Here is a 15670-nt window from a genome sequence, read left to right as displayed (position 1 = left end):
TTTCCTGTTTTGTGAGGTTAGTCGTCGAGACCCTTGGTATCAACCTTGATGCCCGGGCTCATCGTGCTCGAAAGATAAATGCTCTTGATATAGGTGCCTTTGGCGGCAGCGGGCTTCAGCTTGATCAGAGTGTTGATAAACTCCTTGGCGTTGTCTTTCATCTGCTCTGCAGTGAAGCTCATCTTGCCTATAGAGGAATGAACGATACCGTTCTTGTCTACCTTGAAGTCGATCTTGCCCTTCTTTACCTCCTCGACAGCCTTGGCCACATCCATGGTCACAGTGCCGCTCTTGGGGTTGGGCATCAGGCCGCGCGGACCAAGGATGCGTCCCAGAGCACCGATCTTACCCATGATGGCAGGCTGAGTGATGATCACATCAATGTCAGTCCAGCCACCCTTGATCTTCTCGATATACTCGTCAAGACCCACATAGTCGGCTCCGGCTGCCTTGGCACCGGCCTCGGCATCGGCGGAACAGAGCACCAGTACGCGCACCTGCTTGCCGGTTCCGTGAGGAAGCGTGACAACGCCGCGCACCATCTGGTTGGCCTTACGGGGGTCAACACCCAGACGCACGTCGATGTCCAGAGAAGCATCAAACTTGGCGTAGTTCACCTCCTTGACCTTCTCGGCTGCCTCAGCCAGCGAATAAGACTTTCCAGCTTCAATCTTCTCTAAAGCCAACTTTTGGTTTTTTGTAAGTTTACTCATTGTTCAATTGAAGTTTTTATCAGTTATTCCAGGGCTGCTCACCTTTCACGGTGATACCCATACTTCTGGCAGTGCCGGCAACCATCTTCATTGCCGATTCAATGGTGAAACAGTTCAAATCAGGCATCTTGTCTTCTGCGATAGCCTTCACCTGATCCCAGGTCACCTCAGCCACCTTGTTGCGGTTGGGCTGAGCCGAGCCGCTCTTGATCTTGGTGGCTTCCAGCAGCTGTATCGCTACCGGAGGCGTCTTGACAATGAAGTCAAAGCTCTTGTCAGAGTAATACGTGATCACTACTGGCAGAACCTTGCCGGCCTTGTCCTGGGTGCGGGCATTGAATTGCTTGCAAAACTCCATGATGTTTATGCCCTTCGAACCCAGAGCGGGACCGACGGGGGGTGAAGGATTGGCTGCTCCACCCTTTATCTGCAATTTGATCTGTCCAGCAATTTCTTTAGCCATTTTGATTCTGAAATTTTAGATATTGGTGATTTTTGGTTTGCGTGACTTATCACAGACAAACCGGAACACATGCCCGTAACAGCATCTTCCGGCCCGGCAGGATCACACGCGTTCTACTTGCGAATTCTCCAGCTCCAAAGGAGTCTTGCGGCCAAATATCTTGACCATAACCTTCAGCTTCTTTCGCTCGCGGTCCACCTCTTCGATCTCCCCGGTAAAACCGGTGAACGGTCCGAAATTGACCTTTACCGACTCGCCTACGATATAATCGTTAGCGCCGTCGGCCGTCTCGTCCACCATCTGGTCGAGCGTGCCCAGCATACGCGTCACCTCGCTCTGGCGAAGAGGCTCCGGAACGTTCGTTCCGCGATCCTTCACGCTAAGGAAGTCGATCACGTTGGTCGTATTGCGAAGCTCATGGATGACCTCACCCACAAGGATTGCCTCTACAAACACATAGCCGGCATAAAGGTTTTTCTCCTTGATCACCTTTTTGCCGTTGCGCACGGTAAGAACCTTCTCCGTGGGAATCAGCACCTGAAAAACGTATTTGCCAAGGTCGGTGTTGCGTATTGCCGCGTCAAGCACCTCCTTGACTTTCGCTTCTTTGCCCGATATCGCACGAAGCACATACCATGCTCGCACAGGACGCTTCGCAACGTCGGACTTTGACTTCGATTCAGCCATTGACTCCTTGTTAGATGTTGTTTTTACTTACCCAGACTGTAGATGAAATGCATCAGATTATCGACCACCTGATCCATGCACCAGATTATAAAAGCGATTATGATGGAAGCAATCATTACTATAATCGCGCTTTTGATCAGCTGACCTTTGGTCGGCCAAGAAGTCTTATACCGCAACTCGGTATACGACTCCTCGATATCCGTAAGTAGTTTCAGTTTTTTCATTATTTTTCTTTTGGCACAGGACGAGAGGCTCGAACTCCCGACACCCGGTTTTGGAGACCGGTGCTCTACCGACTGAGCTAGTCCTGTATAGGTAAAAGCGGCAGGCGCTCTGCTTCAGCATGGCCTCGTAGACGGCCTGCCGCTTTTATGATTTTTATCTTATCTGGATACAATCCGGATATTAGTCGAGGATCTCGGTGATCTGACCCGAACCTACGGTGCGGCCGCCCTCACGGATGGCGAAACGCAGACCCTGGTCGCAGGCTACCGGGTTGATGAGATCAACGATGATCTCAACGTGGTCGCCGGGCATCACCATCTCTACGCCCTCCGGAAGAGTGATCTCACCGGTCACGTCGAGTGTGCGGATGTAGAACTGCGGACGATAGTGGTTGTGGAACGGAGTGTGACGACCGCCCTCTTCCTTCTTCAGGATATATACAGAAGCTTTGAACTTGCTGTGGGGCTTAACGACACCCGGGTGGCAGATTACCATACCACGCTTGATATCCTTCTTGTCGATACCGCGGAGAAGCAGACCTACGTTGTCGCCGGCCTCGCCCTGATCGAGAAGCTTGCGGAACATCTCCACACCGGTGACTACCGACTTCATGTCAGCGCCCAGACCCATGATCTGAACCTCGTCACCAACCTTCACGATACCGGTTTCGATACGGCCTGTGGCAACAGTACCACGACCGGTGATCGAGAACACGTCCTCGACAGGCATCAGGAAGGGTTTGTCCACGTCACGCGGAGGCAGGGGAATCCAGTTGTCGACAGCTTCCATCAGCTCCATCACCTTGGCCTCCCACTGGGGTTCGCCATTGAGAGCGCCGAGAGCCGAACCACGGATGATGGGGGTGTTGTCACCGTCATATTCATACGAAGAAAGCAGATCGCGCATCTCCATCTCCACGAGTTCGAACATCTCTTCGTCGTCAACCATATCGCACTTGTTCAGGAACACAACGATACGGGGAACGTTCACCTGGCGGGCGAGAAGGATGTGCTCGCGAGTCTGGGGCATCGGGCCGTCGGTAGCGGCAACCACGATGATAGCGCCGTCCATCTGAGCGGCACCGGTAACCATGTTCTTCACATAGTCAGCGTGTCCCGGGCAGTCAACGTGAGCGTAGTGACGGTTGGCTGTCTCATACTCTACGTGCGAAGTGTTGATGGTGATACCGCGCTCCTTCTCCTCGGGAGCGTTGTCGATCTGGTCGAACGACTTCACCTCCGAAAGACCGTTCTTGGCCAGTACAGTGGTGATAGCGGCGGTCAGCGTGGTCTTACCGTGGTCCACGTGGCCGATCGTGCCGATGTTTACATGCGGCTTCGTTCTTTCGAATTTTTCTTTAGCCATAACTCTGCTTTATTTTCTTTGTTAGTTTGTTATCTCTTTTAGCCACAAACGCCGCGACGGTGGATGCACCATCGGGGCAGCGTCTGAGTCTTTCTGGAGCCGATGGCGGGATTTGAACCCGCGACCTCTTCCTTACCAAGGAAGTGCTCTACCCCTGAGCTACATTGGCATTTCAAAAATGGAGCGGAAGACGAGGCTCAAACTCGCGACCCTCAGCTTGGAAGGCTGATGCTCTATCAACTGAGCTACTTCCGCATTCTGCAGCCACCCCGGATCTCGACAGCGCAACCGCTGCTCAAAAACCGGCCGACCGGTGTGGGCGAAGATGGATTCGAACCACCGAAGGTAAAAACCAGCAGATTTACAGTCTGCCCCATTTGGCCACTCTGGTATTCGCCCTTGAATTCAAAACAAACTTTTGCAACCCGTCCGACGTTTTAACACCGGATCACGGAGAACTCCTTCCCCGCCGCGGGCGTCCCGCTGTCTTTCAGAAGAGCCTCTTGTCGGATTCGAACCAACGACCCCGAGATTACAAATCACGTGCTCTGGCCAACTGAGCTAAAGAGGCAAGGATTGAGCTGCTGACGCATTAGCGCATTCGGCTCAAAAGCGATGCAAAATTACAACCCATTTTCCATATCTCCAAACATCCCGGCATTTTTTTTGCAAAAATTTATCCTAAAACAGCATTTTCACCTGATTGTCAGACATATTTCTACCACTTACCAGCTTCATCTGTTGTCTGCCACAGAAATAATCGCTACATTTGCATCTCAACCATGCGCGGGCATGACCGCCCATACTAATCAAAAACAACACTACAGCCATGATCAAGCAACTCCGCGACCTGATGCGATCCAAAGGCATCGACGCAGCAATATTCCCCCAGACCGACCCACACCAGAGCGAATACATAGCCGACCACTGGCAAGTGCGACGATGGCTCTCAGGATTCACCGGATCGGCCGGAGCGCTCGTAGTCACACCGACAGAAGCCTACGTATGGGCCGACTCCCGCTACTGGCTGCAGGCCGCCGCACAGCTCTCCGGCACCGGCATCGCAGTCATGGAAGAAGGCAAGCCCGAAGTGCCCGCCATCACCGAATGGATATGCTCCAGGCTCACCGACGGACAGACCGTCGGAATCCACGGAATGCTCTTCTCCATCGACGCCACCGAGGCGCTCCGCAGCCGGCTCGGTGAGGCCGGAATCAAACTCGACACAGATTTCGACGCGGCCGGCGAGCTTTGGACCGGCCGCCCTGCCCTCCCCGATGCGCCGATCTTCGTCCACGACGTGAAATACGCCGGAGAAGAGCCTTCGTCGAAAATCGCTGCCATACTCGCCGAAACATTCCGCTGCGGAGCCAACGCAATATTCATCTCCGATCTCGCCGAGATAGCATGGACCCTCAACATCCGCTCGCGCGACGTCGAGTCAAACCCCGTGGCGATATCCTTCCTCTACCTCTCCGAAACAGACTCCACGCTGTTTGTCGACCCCCGAAAGCTCACACCTGAAGTCATCGCCCACCTCGACAGTTGCGGAATAGCCACGCAGCCCTACGACCGGACACTGCCGTTCCTCGCCGCCCTCCCCGACACGGCGCGCGTGCTCGTCAGCCCCTCGCAGACCGCCGGCGATGTCGCCTGCGCACTCGGCAAAAACCGCACAGTGCGCCACGACTCGCCTGTCGCCATCCTCAAAGGATGCAAAAACGAAACTCAGATCGAAGGCATCCGCCAGGCCATGCGCCGCGACGGAGCCGCCCTCGTCAAGGCATTCATGCATATCGAGGCCGACGTCGCCGCACAGCGGCCCCTCACCGAGATGGGCATTGCCGACCTGCTCACACATTACCGTTCGCAGCAACCGCTCTATTTCGACCAGAGTTTCGACACCATCGCAGGATACGGCCCCCACGGAGCGATAGTCCACTATTCGGCCACACCAGACACCGACGCCCGCATCCGCACCGACAATCTGCTGCTCATCGACTCAGGAGCCAACTATCTCGACGGCACCACCGACATAACACGCACCGTAGCGCTCGGACAACCCACCGAACGTCAGCGCACCGACTTCACCCTCGTCATGAAAGGACATATCGCACTCGCGGCAGCCGTATATCCCGAAGGAACACGCGGAGCACAGCTCGACGCGCTTGCCCGCCAGTTCCTATGGCAGCACGGACTCTCCTACCTGCATGGCACCGGACACGGCGTCGGACACTTCCTCAACGTCCACGAGGGACCGCAGAGCATACGCCTCAACGAAAATCCCACACCGCTCCGTCCGGGAATGATCACCTCCGACGAGCCGGGACTCTACCGCGAGGGAGAATATGGAATCCGTTGCGAAAACCTCGTGCTGACCGTGCCGGCCAGGACCACCGAGTTCGGCCGCTTCCTGAAATTTGAGACGCTCACACTGTTCCCCTTCGACCGCAAGCTGTTCGACCTCTCTATCATGACACCCCAGGAGATCCAATGGGTCAACGAATACCATGACAAGGTACGACGCGAGCTGTCGCCGCTGCTCTCGCCTGAAGAAAACGCATGGCTGACCGAACGCACAATGCCACTGTGACCCAACGATCCGCACCGCACACCCATGTATAACCCACCAAACATCGACAAAACATGTCTGCAACCATAATCCCTGTCAGGGGATTCACACCCCGCATCGGCGAAGGAACATTCGTCGCACCCAACGCATCGATCATCGGCGACGTCGTCATCGGACGCGACTGCTCGATATGGTTCAACACCGTCATACGCGGCGATGTCAACTCCATTCGCATCGCCGACCGCGTCAACATACAGGACGGCACCGTCCTCCACACACTCTATCAGAAATCCACCATAGAGATCGGCGAAGATGTGTCGATCGGACACAACGTCACTCTTCACGGATGCCACATCCGTCCCTTCGCGCTCATAGGCATGGGAGCCGTGGTGATGGACGACGCCGTGGTCGGCGAAGGGGCGCTCGTAGCCGCCGGATCGGTAGTGCTCTCGCGCACACAGATCGGCCCCAACGAGCTCTGGGGCGGAGCACCCGCCAAATTCATCAAGATGGTCGACCCCGATCAGGCGCGCGAACTCAACATCAAGATAGCTCGCAACTATCTGATGTACTCGCGCTGGTACACCGATCCCGACAACGCCACGGATCCTCAGTGAGCGGACGCGATCCTCAGTAAGTGAACGAAGAGCCGCCTATGAACTCGCGTATCAGCGACGTCGACGGCACATACTCCTTGCCGATCGGAGCAAAATAGCTCAGGAATCTCCTCAGCCGCAAAGCCTCGGCATACTCCGGTATGTCGCGGGGCACTCCGGCAAGCACACCGTCGGCCTCCTCCTTGATCACGCCAAGCTCAAACAGCAGCGACGAATTGAACATCGCGTCGGCATTCTCCTGAAACGGGAATATCCAGCGCTCTTCGCCACGCCTCACGCTCGGCCACCGTCTGATGGTGTCCACCGCCGTAGCACCCCGATATTTGTGATCGCGGATGATCCGCCGCAGCAGACGGTTGTCGGTAGTAGGCACCCAGTTGTGGTCATCGATGGCTATCGTGGTCAGCGCCGACACGTATATGCGGTATCTCATCGACGGATCCACACTCGCCGTGAGTTCGGGGTTCAGACCATGAATACCCTCTATGAGCAATATCGAGCGGTCGCCAAGCTTTATCCTGTTGCCGCGGTACTCACGCATCCCGGTCGAGAAGTTATAATACGGAAGCTCCACCTCTTCGCCGGCAAGCAGACGGTTTAGATCAGCATTGAACTGTTTGATATCCAACGCATAGATCGACTCATAGTCATAGTCGCCCGACTCGTCGCGGGGCGTATGCTCGCGATCCACGAAATAATCGTCGAGCGATATCATCTGCGGCTGCAGCAGACAAGTCATCAGCTGTATGGCCAGACGCTTCGTGAACGTCGTCTTGCCGCTCGAAGAAGGCCCCGCTATCAACACTATCCTGGCTCCCCCCTCGTTGAAGCGTCGCGATATCTCGTCGGCCAGAGTGGCTATGCGGTTGTTATGGAGCGCCTCGCTGACATTGATCAGCATCGCCGTCCGGTCGTTGGCCACAGCTTCGTTAAGTTCGCCGCAGTTGCTGACGCCAACGATGGAGTTGAAGCGCAGGTAATCGGTGAACGCTTTGTACATTTTCTCCTGACTCACCGGACGGCGCGGTTCCGACGGATTGGCCGGATCAGGGCCGAGCAGCAGCAACCCGTCTTTGTAAAGCTGCAGATCAAACACTCCGAGCATACCGGTCGACGGAGCAAGCTGCCCGTAGTACGAATCGCACAGACCGTCCAGACGGTAATACACCGTATACAGGTCATGAAGCGTCTGAAGCAGGCGCACCTTGTCATCCATCCCCTGACGGCGGAAAATCTCTGCGACGTCCGACGTCAGACGCTCCTTACGCTCAAACCTGATGTCGCGCCCCACAAGATCTTTCATATACGACTTCAGACGCTCCACCGTCCGCTCGTCGAGAGTCACATCCCCGCCAGTCACACGGCAGTTATAGCCCCGCGCAAGCGAATGCACTATCTGAAGCCGCGCACCAGGCAGACAGTCGTTGACAGCCTTGTAGAGCATCATGCACAGAGATCTTATGTAAGTGCGGTGTCCCGAATCGCTCTCCACAGGCAGATACTCCACCATCTTGGGAGCATATACCGGGAAACTCAGATCCTCGGTCTTATAGTTGACCCTCGCGCATATCGGCGTGAAGCCCACACGACCCGCTATGCGTCCATACACGTCGAGCAGCGTTTCGCCACCCTCTATATCGACATATTCCTTGATGTTGACACAATATATCTTAAGTCTGTCGCTCATATCTGTTTAAGCCCTCCGCGGCCATTGTCAAAACATGAATTATCCCCGAGACTTGAAAGTCACCTCCTCCATCACAGCGACGAAAGAGCCCTAAGTTCCTCCAGCACCTCCAGACGCGAAAGATGACGCCGGCGTTTGAGCGCGTCGGCAAACTCATGCGCCACGCGGTGCACGCCCTGATGATTGAAAACCCTGAAGAGATACGTATATTCCTTGTCGAATATGCGCCTCACCTCATCCTCCTCGAGCGAACATGCATCACGCCCCTCCTCCACGACAGTGTCCTGAAGTCCCTGACGCACCTCCGGCGCCACAAGTGTACGGTCGAGCACCATGCGGCGGCACATGACATTGCTTATCATCATAGCCACCGAAAGACTGAAATTCTCACGCATCTCCGCCCATGCCGACTTGGCCGAGAGCCCGGGATTTCCTGAAAAATAAAAACTGCTGTGCATCTCCATCATATCGCCCGGATCGGCATCAAGTCCCACGCCGGCCAGTTTGTCCTCGCCGTCAAACACCACTATGCCTATGGCCATGCCGGTGGCGCCGTAGCACTTGTCGTCTTCGTTCGTATAACTCAGTTTTTCCATATCTCTTCGGTTTATATTGTTTGGCAGGGACTGTCGTGACCTGCTGAAAGAATTTCGTTTTACCATCTGCACTTCCGGACGTTTCAACCGATTGTGACGGAGTTCCGTTATCTTACGGCATCGCCGCCTATTGATTCTAACCGCGCCGGACGGCCGTTAGTTCACCACCAGTATCCGCGCCACAGCTCCGCGCGCGGGAGTTACATCACGCCCGCTTGAAGCGAGCACATAATACACACCCGAGGCCACGCGCCTTCCGGCGGAGTTTTCCACAGGCCACCGGAGCATTCCGCCCTCGGCTCGACCCTGCCACACCACACGACCCGACGCGTCGGAGATCTTCACAAGCGAGCCTTCGGTCAGTCCCGACACAGTCACATCACCGCTCGTTTCGGGAGTCACCGGATTGGGATACACCTTCACCGCCGAGTAGCTCTCGGCCGGAGCCGAGGCAGTGCCGCCATATTCGAGCAATCCGTTGCGGGTGCCTATCAGCACTGTGTTGTCGACCGCAGAGGCATACACGGCCTTCACCTCGTTGTCATCAAGCAGCGGGCAGCGGTCAGCGGTAATATGCTCCACAGCTTCAGAGCCGTCGGCCGACAGCAGATATAGCCCCGACGAGCCCGTGGCCACCCACTTGCGGTTGCCGCCGTCCACCGATATGTCGGTCACCATGTCGCTTTCAAGGAAATAGTCGGCCAGACCGGTGCCGTCGTCGTGCGACACCTTCAGCCTGCGCACCCTCATGCCCGGATCAAACACCCCGGAAGGATTGTCTATCACGATCACCCCGCCCTCGGCGCCGATCCACACGCTTCCGTTGCGGTCCTCGGCTATGGACGTGAAGTAATCCGTCGTGAATACCACACCGTCCTGATCCACAAGCTCTGTCAATCTCACCAGTCTGTCATCGGTCAGATCCGAGTCAGTCGCACCGCGGTCCACCGCCATAAGCCCGCTTGGACCATGTGAGTCAAACACGAATGTCACATTTGACTTCCTGCAGTGAAACACCCTGACATCCTTGTGCAGCACCGCTCCCTGCAGGTCAAACGTCACCCAGTCCGACCGCCCGACTGACTCCGACGGCCCGCGGCGTTTGGCGGCAGGGAGTACGGCCACGCCGGCATCTCCTCCTTCGCTCGTCGATCCCATCCACAGATTTCCGCTTCTGTCAAACGACAGATCATACACGCGCCAACCGTAGTGATCCTCAAGCGGAGCGTTCGATCCGTCGTAGCGTCCGGTCAGACGGCGGTCGGTGATGCGATACACTCCGTCATTGGCCGTAGCCAGATAATATGTCGAAGGATCGTCGGGATCCTGCGCTATTCTCTCGGGAGAGAGAGCCACAGGGCCGGCACTCTTCTGATAACGCGCGGCAACGGCATTGACAGCCATGACATCGACAGCCGAGATATTGACTGCATCGCCATCCTCCATCAATGTGGTGGTCTGAGGCTCACCCTCGCGGTCGGCGGGATACATACGGTAGTTCGAGGCGCCCTGATTGCTCACATAGACCCTCTGCCCCGAGGCATCGGGAATTATCATAGACACATCGCGGGTAAACACACACCCCTGCGGAATGAAGCGTTCCACTGTCGTCCGCCACCCTCCTTCGGCTGCCGTCAGCTGCGATATTCCTTCGGCGGAGAGAACCCACAGCCTCGAAGCCGGATCGGTCGACGATACGACTGTCGTCCGGCCGAGGGCATCCGCCGGCATCTCAGCCACACTGGCCGTGTGGCCGTCGGCACTCACGCTCCATATCCGGCCGTCCGAGCCGGGAAGCCATGCCGTGCCGGAGCCGTCCGTGACTATCACTCCGCCGGCAGTTTCCACCCAGGCTCTCTCTTTATACAGACCCGACTCCGGATCCACCTCGGCCAGCGCGGCGATTCGATCCATCACTATCAGCAGACGCGACGCGCCGAGGCCGGTCAGTCCGACCGCACCTCCACGCTGTGTCACAGGCCGGTAAACGCCAAAACGCCGCAGCGGACCGCCCTTGGGAGCAGCCATCACATCATCGCCGCTCTTCACCACAAGCCAGTCGCCCATCACTGTCACAAGCTCTACATCGCGACCATAACGGCCCGAATCGGTCACCCGGCGGGTGCGCAGATTGATCTTCACCACACCGAACGCCGTCGCCAGATAGCAATCATCGCCATCCACCGTCATATCGTTTATCGTGCGGTCGTCGACATCCTCGGCATCGCGTATCTCCGGCATCGGAACAATCGTGCCGTCGCGGTCTATAAGGTCCACATGCCCTGATTCGTATGCCACAGCAAGCATCTTGGCCGATGTCGAATAAGCCATCTTCACCGCGCCGTAGGCACCACACCCCTCGGCCACCGTGTATGCTTTCAGCTCCTCGCTCTCCTTGTCGCGTTCAAACAGAGAGCCGCCTATCATGAAATAGACCTTCTCCGGAGTCTCAACCACCGACTGCGGCGCGCCAGACCACACCGGACGCACACGCCAGCTGCCCGGCACCATATCGGCCCGGCACAGAGCCACGCAGAGCAGCCACAGACAGAGCGACAGCAGCGATCTCATCAGAGCGAATTGAAATATTCAAGCAACCGTGCCGTAGCACGCCCGCGATGGCTTATGGCGTTTTTCTCATCTGCGCTCATCGATGCAAACGACACGGCGCACCCCTCGGGACGGAACACCGGATCATAGCCGAAGCCATCCTCGCCCTCGCGCACGGTCAGTATCTCACCGTCGACACGACCCTCGAACACCCGGGTCTCGTCGCCTTCGGTCAGCGCTATCACGGTAGTGAAATGCGCCCTGCGGTCGGCGACCCCATCCATACGCTCCAGCAGAAGAGCCACGTTGGCCTCCGAATCATGCCCCGGACCGGCATAGCGGGCCGAGCGCACTCCGGGCTCACCGCCGAGAGCATCGACCATCAGACCGGTGTCATCGGCGAAACAGTCGTAGCCGTAGCGGTCGCGCACCCAGCGGGCTTTAGCAATGGCATTCCCCTCTATCGTAGGCTCGTTCTCGGGTATGTCGTCATGACAGCCTATGTCGGCCAGCGACAGCACCTCGAGTCTGTCACCGGCTATAGCCCTTATTTCATCGAGCTTGTGGGCGTTGTTTGTCGCAAATACAATCCTGCGCCTCATTTCACCACCACATTGACTATCTTACGGGGCACCACGATCACCTTCACCACCTGCTTGCCGTCGATCCAGCGGGCGGCATTCTCATGGCCGAGCGCGGCCGCCTCCACATCCTTCGGATCCATGTCGGCAGCTACGGTGATATTATAGCGGGCCTTGCCGTTGAACGACACCGCATAGTTGACCGTATCCTCGCGGAGATACTCCTCGTTGAACGACGGCCACTGTGCATCGCACACCGTCGTGTCATTGCCAAGCGCGTGCCACAGCTCCTCGCTCACGTGAGGCGCGAAAGGCGCCAGGATCACCACAAGCTGCGAGAGCACCTGGCGGTTGTGGCACTTGAGCTGCGTAAGCTCGTTGACACATATCATGAAAGCGGCTATCGAAGTATTATAGGAGAATGCCTCGATATCGGAGGTCACCTTCTTGATCAGTTTGTGGATCGACTTCAGCTCGTCGGCCGTAGGCTCGCCGTCGGTCAGCAGCAGCTCGTCGCCCTTGTAGAAGAGATTCCAGAGCTTGCGGATGAAGCGGTTGACACCGTCGATGCCGTTGGTATCCCATGGCTTGCTCTGCTCGAGCGGGCCGAGGAACATTTCATAGAGTCGAAGGGTGTCGGCGCCGTAGCGGTCGACCACGTCGTCGGGATTCACCACATTGAACATCGACTTCGACATCTTCTCCACCGCGTAGCCGCACACGTAGCGGCCATCCTCCAGCTCGAATTCGGCGTCGGCAAATTCCGGACGCCATGCGCGGAAACGGTCGAGATCAAGAATATCGTTGCTGACTATGTTGACATCGACATGTATCGGAGTGACATCGTAACGATCCTTCAGCCCCGCGCTGACAAAGCGGTTGGTGTCCTTTATGCGGTAAACGAAGTTGCTGCGCCCCTGTATCATGCCCTGGTTGACGAGCTTCCTGAAAGGCTCGTCCTCACACACGAATCCCAGATCATACAGAAACTTATTCCAGAAACGGCTGTATATCAGATGGCCGGTGGCATGCTCGGTGCCGCCGATATAAAGATCGACGCTGCGCCAGTATTCATTGGCCTCGCGTCCCACGAGAGCCGTGTCATTGTGGGGATCCATATACCGCAGGTAGTAGGCCGACGATCCGGCAAATCCGGGCATCGTGCACAGCTCAAACGGATAACCCTCGGGGGTGGCCCAGTTGAGGGCGCGTCCCAGCGGCGGCTCGCCGCTCTCGGTGGGGAGGAACTTGTCGACCTCGGGCAATTCGAGCGGCAGACACTCGTCGGCCAGCATGTGGGGCACACCGTCTTTGTAGTACACCGGGAACGGCTCGCCCCAGTAGCGCTGACGCGAGAATATGGCGTCGCGCAGACGGTAGTTTATCTTCACCTTGCCTATGCCCTTGCGCGATATATAGTCCTTGGTGGCCTTTATGGCATCCTTCACCTCCATGCCGTTGAGATCGAGATCGGCTCCGGCCGAATTGATCATGCGGCCGCTCTTGGCGTCGAAACTCTGCTCGCTGACGTCGGCACCCTCGATCAGCGGCACTACCGGCAGATCGAAATGACGCGCGAAAGCATAGTCGCGGCTGTCGTGGGCAGGCACAGCCATGATGGCGCCGGTGCCGTAGCCGGCAAGCACATAGTCGCTCACCCACACCGGGATGCGTTTGCCCGTAAGGGGATTGACCGCATAAGCGCCCGTAAACACGCCGCTCACCTTCTTGTCGATCATACGCTCACGCTCGGTCTTGTGGCGGATGCTGTCGATATAGCTGTCGACAGCCTCCTTCTGCTCGGGAGTGGTCACCATGGCCACATAGTCGCTCTCCGGCGCCAGCACCATAAACGTAACCCCGAACACCGTGTCGGCTCTCGTTGTGAATATCTCAAGCGCCAGACCGTCGTCGCGTCCGTCGATGGAAAACTTCATCTCCGCACCCTCCGAACGGCCTATCCAGTTGCGCTGTGTTTCCTTCAGCGAGTCGGTCCAGTCGAGCTTGTCGAGTCCGTCAAGCAGACGCTGCGCGTAGGCCGACACCCTCAGACACCACTGATACATCAGTTTCTGCTCCACGGGATAGCCGCCGCGTATCGACACACCCTCGCTCACCTCGTCATTGGCCAGGACAGTGCCGAGCTTCGGACACCAGTTGACCATCGTATTTCCAAGATAAGCTATGCGGTAGTTCATCAGCGTCTCCGAACGTTGCTTCTCGTCCATGGCGTTCCATTCATCGGCCGTGAAAGTCAGTTCCTCGCCGCATGCGGCCCTCACGCCCTCCGTGCCATGCTTGGCAAAATGCTCTTCAAGCCGCGCCACGGGCATCGCCTTGTCGAGAGCCGTGTCGTAGTAGGAGTTAAACATGCGTATGAACGCCCACTGCGTCCACTTGTAGTAGTCGGGCGAGCAGGTACGCACCTCGCGGTCCCAGTCATAGCTGAAACCTATCTTGTCGAGCTGACTGCGATAGCGCTCGATATTGTTGACTGTGGTCACTTCCGGATGCTGACCGGTCTGTATGGCATACTGCTCCGCGGGCAGACCATAGGCGTCGTAGCCCATCGGATGCAGCACATTGAAGCCCTGCAGACGCTTGTAGCGCGAATATATGTCGGAAGCTATATAGCCGAGCGGATGACCCACGTGCAATCCCGCTCCCGAAGGATACGGAAACATATCGAGCACATAAAACTTCTTGCGCGAGCCGTCCTCTCTTGTGCGATAAGTGCCTTGTTCTTTCCAGTAGGCCTGCCACCGCTTCTCTATTTCCTTATGATTGTATTCCATTGTAGGATAAATGTGTAAATTTCGGATATACTTGACAGCCTGCGACATCATGGTCACGCAGGCGCGCCGCCCGCAGTCTGTATTGCAGGCCTACAAAGTTAATCAAAAGTCGGTAAGTGGTCAAATTTAGCGCGCCGACTCGCCAAAAAAAAAGACCATCAACGACATCACCGCATCCATCGCCGCCACCGACAGCCACACGCCCGCCGGACACACAGCCATATGTCAAAATCAAACATATTCTTAACCCCAAAAAACAAAAAAAGGAATGACGCACCTCACGGCGCATCAGTCCAGAAACAATTAAGGGGGAAAATTGTGTAGCCCATAGGAGAATCGAACTCCTCTTTCAAGAATGAAAATCTTGCGTCCTAACCGATAGACGAATGGGCCGGTCGGATTTGACCCGGATCGCAGCACAGAAGCCTGCGCTCCGCCGTCAGCTATCCTCAGCGATCAAGCGCCCAGCTTATTGATGTGGAGGGCGAGCTTGCTCTTGAGGTTTGATGCCTTATTCTTGGAGATCGTGTTCTTGGCAGCCAGCTTGTCGAGCATCTTGGTGATACCCACGAAAGCGGCCTGAGCCTCGGCCTTGTCGGTCATGGCGCGCAGGCGACGCACGGCGTTGCGTGCAGTCTTGGCGTAGTAGCGGTTGCGCAGACGGCGCGACTCGGTCTGACGGATTCTCTTCAGCGATGATTTGTGATTTGCCATTTCTGTTATGTCAAAATTGTCGTGAATTTTTATTGAGTAGCCCATAGGAGAATCGAACTCCTCTTTCAAGAATGAAAATCTTGCGTCCTAACCGATAGACGAATG

The 15670-nt window shown here is 56.5% G+C and carries 13 protein-coding genes and 6 tRNA genes; 2 read left to right on the top strand and 17 right to left on the bottom strand.

Features of this window, described 5'->3' with window-relative positions; genetic code table 11:
* Positions 1 to 17: 17 nt before the first annotated feature.
* The 10 genes from rplA to C5O24_RS01045 form a co-directional block, all read right to left on the bottom strand.
* Positions 18 to 713: a 50S ribosomal protein L1 gene (rplA, locus tag C5O24_RS01090; protein WP_107035019.1), complete on the bottom strand. Its 696-nt coding sequence runs from the start codon at positions 711 to 713 to the stop codon at positions 18 to 20.
* A gap of 19 nt (positions 714 to 732) precedes the next feature.
* Positions 733 to 1176: a 50S ribosomal protein L11 gene (gene rplK, locus C5O24_RS01085; protein ID WP_107035018.1), complete on the bottom strand. Its 444-nt coding sequence runs from the start codon at positions 1174 to 1176 to the stop codon at positions 733 to 735.
* A gap of 102 nt (positions 1177 to 1278) precedes the next feature.
* Positions 1279 to 1863 carry a transcription termination/antitermination protein NusG gene (gene nusG, locus C5O24_RS01080; RefSeq protein ID WP_107035017.1) on the bottom strand — a complete coding sequence of 195 codons (585 nt, stop codon included), beginning with the start codon at positions 1861 to 1863 and terminating at the stop codon, positions 1279 to 1281.
* Between the two features lie 23 nt (positions 1864 to 1886).
* Positions 1887 to 2087 carry a preprotein translocase subunit SecE gene (gene secE, locus C5O24_RS01075; protein WP_107035016.1) on the bottom strand — a complete coding sequence of 67 codons (201 nt, stop codon included), beginning with the start codon at positions 2085 to 2087 and terminating at the stop codon, positions 1887 to 1889.
* An 11-nt stretch (positions 2088 to 2098) separates the two neighbouring features.
* Positions 2099 to 2174: transfer RNA gene (locus C5O24_RS01070), tRNA-Trp, on the bottom strand.
* Between the two features lie 94 nt (positions 2175 to 2268).
* A complete protein-coding gene (gene tuf, locus C5O24_RS01065) occupies positions 2269 to 3453 on the bottom strand; it encodes an elongation factor Tu (RefSeq protein WP_107035015.1) in 1185 nt (394 codons plus the stop codon).
* A 94-nt stretch (positions 3454 to 3547) separates the two neighbouring features.
* Positions 3548 to 3622 (bottom strand) — tRNA-Thr (locus tag C5O24_RS01060).
* 10 nt (positions 3623 to 3632) lie between these two features.
* Positions 3633 to 3708: transfer RNA gene (locus tag C5O24_RS01055), tRNA-Gly, on the bottom strand.
* Positions 3709 to 3769: 61 nt separating this feature from the next.
* Positions 3770 to 3852 (bottom strand) — tRNA-Tyr (locus C5O24_RS01050).
* 98 nt (positions 3853 to 3950) lie between these two features.
* Positions 3951 to 4024: transfer RNA gene (locus C5O24_RS01045), tRNA-Thr, on the bottom strand.
* Positions 4025 to 4282: 258 nt separating this feature from the next.
* On the opposite strand from C5O24_RS01045, the gene C5O24_RS01040 reads away from it, so the two are divergent.
* On the top strand, positions 4283 to 6046 hold the full coding sequence (locus tag C5O24_RS01040) for an aminopeptidase P family protein (protein ID WP_107035014.1): 1764 nt from the start codon (positions 4283 to 4285) through the stop codon (positions 6044 to 6046).
* A 53-nt stretch (positions 6047 to 6099) separates the two neighbouring features.
* Positions 6100 to 6642, top strand: coding sequence for a gamma carbonic anhydrase family protein (locus C5O24_RS01035; RefSeq protein ID WP_107035013.1), 543 nt, complete (start codon positions 6100 to 6102; stop codon positions 6640 to 6642).
* Between the two features lie 13 nt (positions 6643 to 6655).
* Here C5O24_RS01035 and C5O24_RS01030 read toward each other — a convergent pair whose 3' ends face one another.
* The 7 genes from C5O24_RS01030 to rpsT all read right to left on the bottom strand — a co-directional run bounded on the left by C5O24_RS01030 (position 6656) and on the right by rpsT (position 15565).
* On the bottom strand, positions 6656 to 8329 hold the full coding sequence (locus tag C5O24_RS01030; RefSeq protein ID WP_107035012.1) for a nucleoside kinase: 1674 nt from the start codon (positions 8327 to 8329) through the stop codon (positions 6656 to 6658).
* A 71-nt stretch (positions 8330 to 8400) separates the two neighbouring features.
* Positions 8401 to 8925 carry a hypothetical protein gene (locus C5O24_RS01025; RefSeq protein WP_107035011.1) on the bottom strand — a complete coding sequence of 175 codons (525 nt, stop codon included), beginning with the start codon at positions 8923 to 8925 and terminating at the stop codon, positions 8401 to 8403.
* A 156-nt stretch (positions 8926 to 9081) separates the two neighbouring features.
* Positions 9082 to 11496: a type IX secretion system anionic LPS delivery protein PorZ gene (gene porZ / locus C5O24_RS01020; RefSeq protein ID WP_107035010.1), complete on the bottom strand. Its 2415-nt coding sequence runs from the start codon at positions 11494 to 11496 to the stop codon at positions 9082 to 9084.
* On the bottom strand, positions 11496 to 12077 hold the full coding sequence (rdgB, locus tag C5O24_RS01015) for an RdgB/HAM1 family non-canonical purine NTP pyrophosphatase (RefSeq protein ID WP_107035009.1): 582 nt from the start codon (positions 12075 to 12077) through the stop codon (positions 11496 to 11498). Before rdgB ends, porZ begins: the two co-directional genes overlap by 1 nt.
* Positions 12074 to 14851, bottom strand: coding sequence for a leucine--tRNA ligase (leuS, locus tag C5O24_RS01010; RefSeq protein WP_107035008.1), 2778 nt, complete (start codon positions 14849 to 14851; stop codon positions 12074 to 12076). Before leuS ends, rdgB begins: the two co-directional genes overlap by 4 nt.
* Positions 14852 to 15172: 321 nt before the next feature.
* A tRNA-Glu gene (locus C5O24_RS01005) sits at positions 15173 to 15244 on the bottom strand.
* A 63-nt stretch (positions 15245 to 15307) separates the two neighbouring features.
* On the bottom strand, positions 15308 to 15565 hold the full coding sequence (gene rpsT / locus C5O24_RS01000) for a 30S ribosomal protein S20 (RefSeq protein ID WP_107035076.1): 258 nt from the start codon (positions 15563 to 15565) through the stop codon (positions 15308 to 15310).
* Between the last annotated feature and the right edge of the window lie 105 nt (positions 15566 to 15670).

This window comes from Paramuribaculum intestinale (assembly GCF_003024925.1).
In the GTDB taxonomy this organism is placed as follows: domain Bacteria; phylum Bacteroidota; class Bacteroidia; order Bacteroidales; family Muribaculaceae; genus Paramuribaculum; species Paramuribaculum intestinale.
The sequence above is the reverse complement of the archived record's forward strand: the minus strand, read 5'-3'. Positions and strand labels throughout refer to the sequence as shown.

What these genes read in the sequence shown, in the direction of transcription:
- rplA (WP_107035019.1), bottom strand. Translation starts at nt 713, where the DNA reads ATGAGTAAACTTACAAAAAACCAAAAGTTGGCTTTAGAGAAGATTGAA.
- rplK (WP_107035018.1), bottom strand. Translation starts at nt 1,176, where the DNA reads ATGGCTAAAGAAATTGCTGGACAGATCAAATTGCAGATAAAGGGTGGA.
- nusG (WP_107035017.1), bottom strand. Translation starts at nt 1,863, where the DNA reads ATGGCTGAATCGAAGTCAAAGTCCGACGTTGCGAAGCGTCCTGTGCGA.
- secE (WP_107035016.1), bottom strand. Translation starts at nt 2,087, where the DNA reads ATGAAAAAACTGAAACTACTTACGGATATCGAGGAGTCGTATACCGAG.
- tuf (WP_107035015.1), bottom strand. Translation starts at nt 3,453, where the DNA reads ATGGCTAAAGAAAAATTCGAAAGAACGAAGCCGCATGTAAACATCGGC.
- C5O24_RS01040 (WP_107035014.1), top strand. Translation starts at nt 4,283, where the DNA reads ATGATCAAGCAACTCCGCGACCTGATGCGATCCAAAGGCATCGACGCA.
- C5O24_RS01035 (WP_107035013.1), top strand. Translation starts at nt 6,100, where the DNA reads ATGTCTGCAACCATAATCCCTGTCAGGGGATTCACACCCCGCATCGGC.
- C5O24_RS01030 (WP_107035012.1), bottom strand. Translation starts at nt 8,329, where the DNA reads ATGAGCGACAGACTTAAGATATATTGTGTCAACATCAAGGAATATGTC.
- C5O24_RS01025 (WP_107035011.1), bottom strand. Translation starts at nt 8,925, where the DNA reads ATGGAAAAACTGAGTTATACGAACGAAGACGACAAGTGCTACGGCGCC.
- porZ (WP_107035010.1), bottom strand. Translation starts at nt 11,496, where the DNA reads ATGAGATCGCTGCTGTCGCTCTGTCTGTGGCTGCTCTGCGTGGCTCTG.
- rdgB (WP_107035009.1), bottom strand. Translation starts at nt 12,077, where the DNA reads ATGAGGCGCAGGATTGTATTTGCGACAAACAACGCCCACAAGCTCGAT.
- leuS (WP_107035008.1), bottom strand. Translation starts at nt 14,851, where the DNA reads ATGGAATACAATCATAAGGAAATAGAGAAGCGGTGGCAGGCCTACTGG.
- rpsT (WP_107035076.1), bottom strand. Translation starts at nt 15,565, where the DNA reads ATGGCAAATCACAAATCATCGCTGAAGAGAATCCGTCAGACCGAGTCG.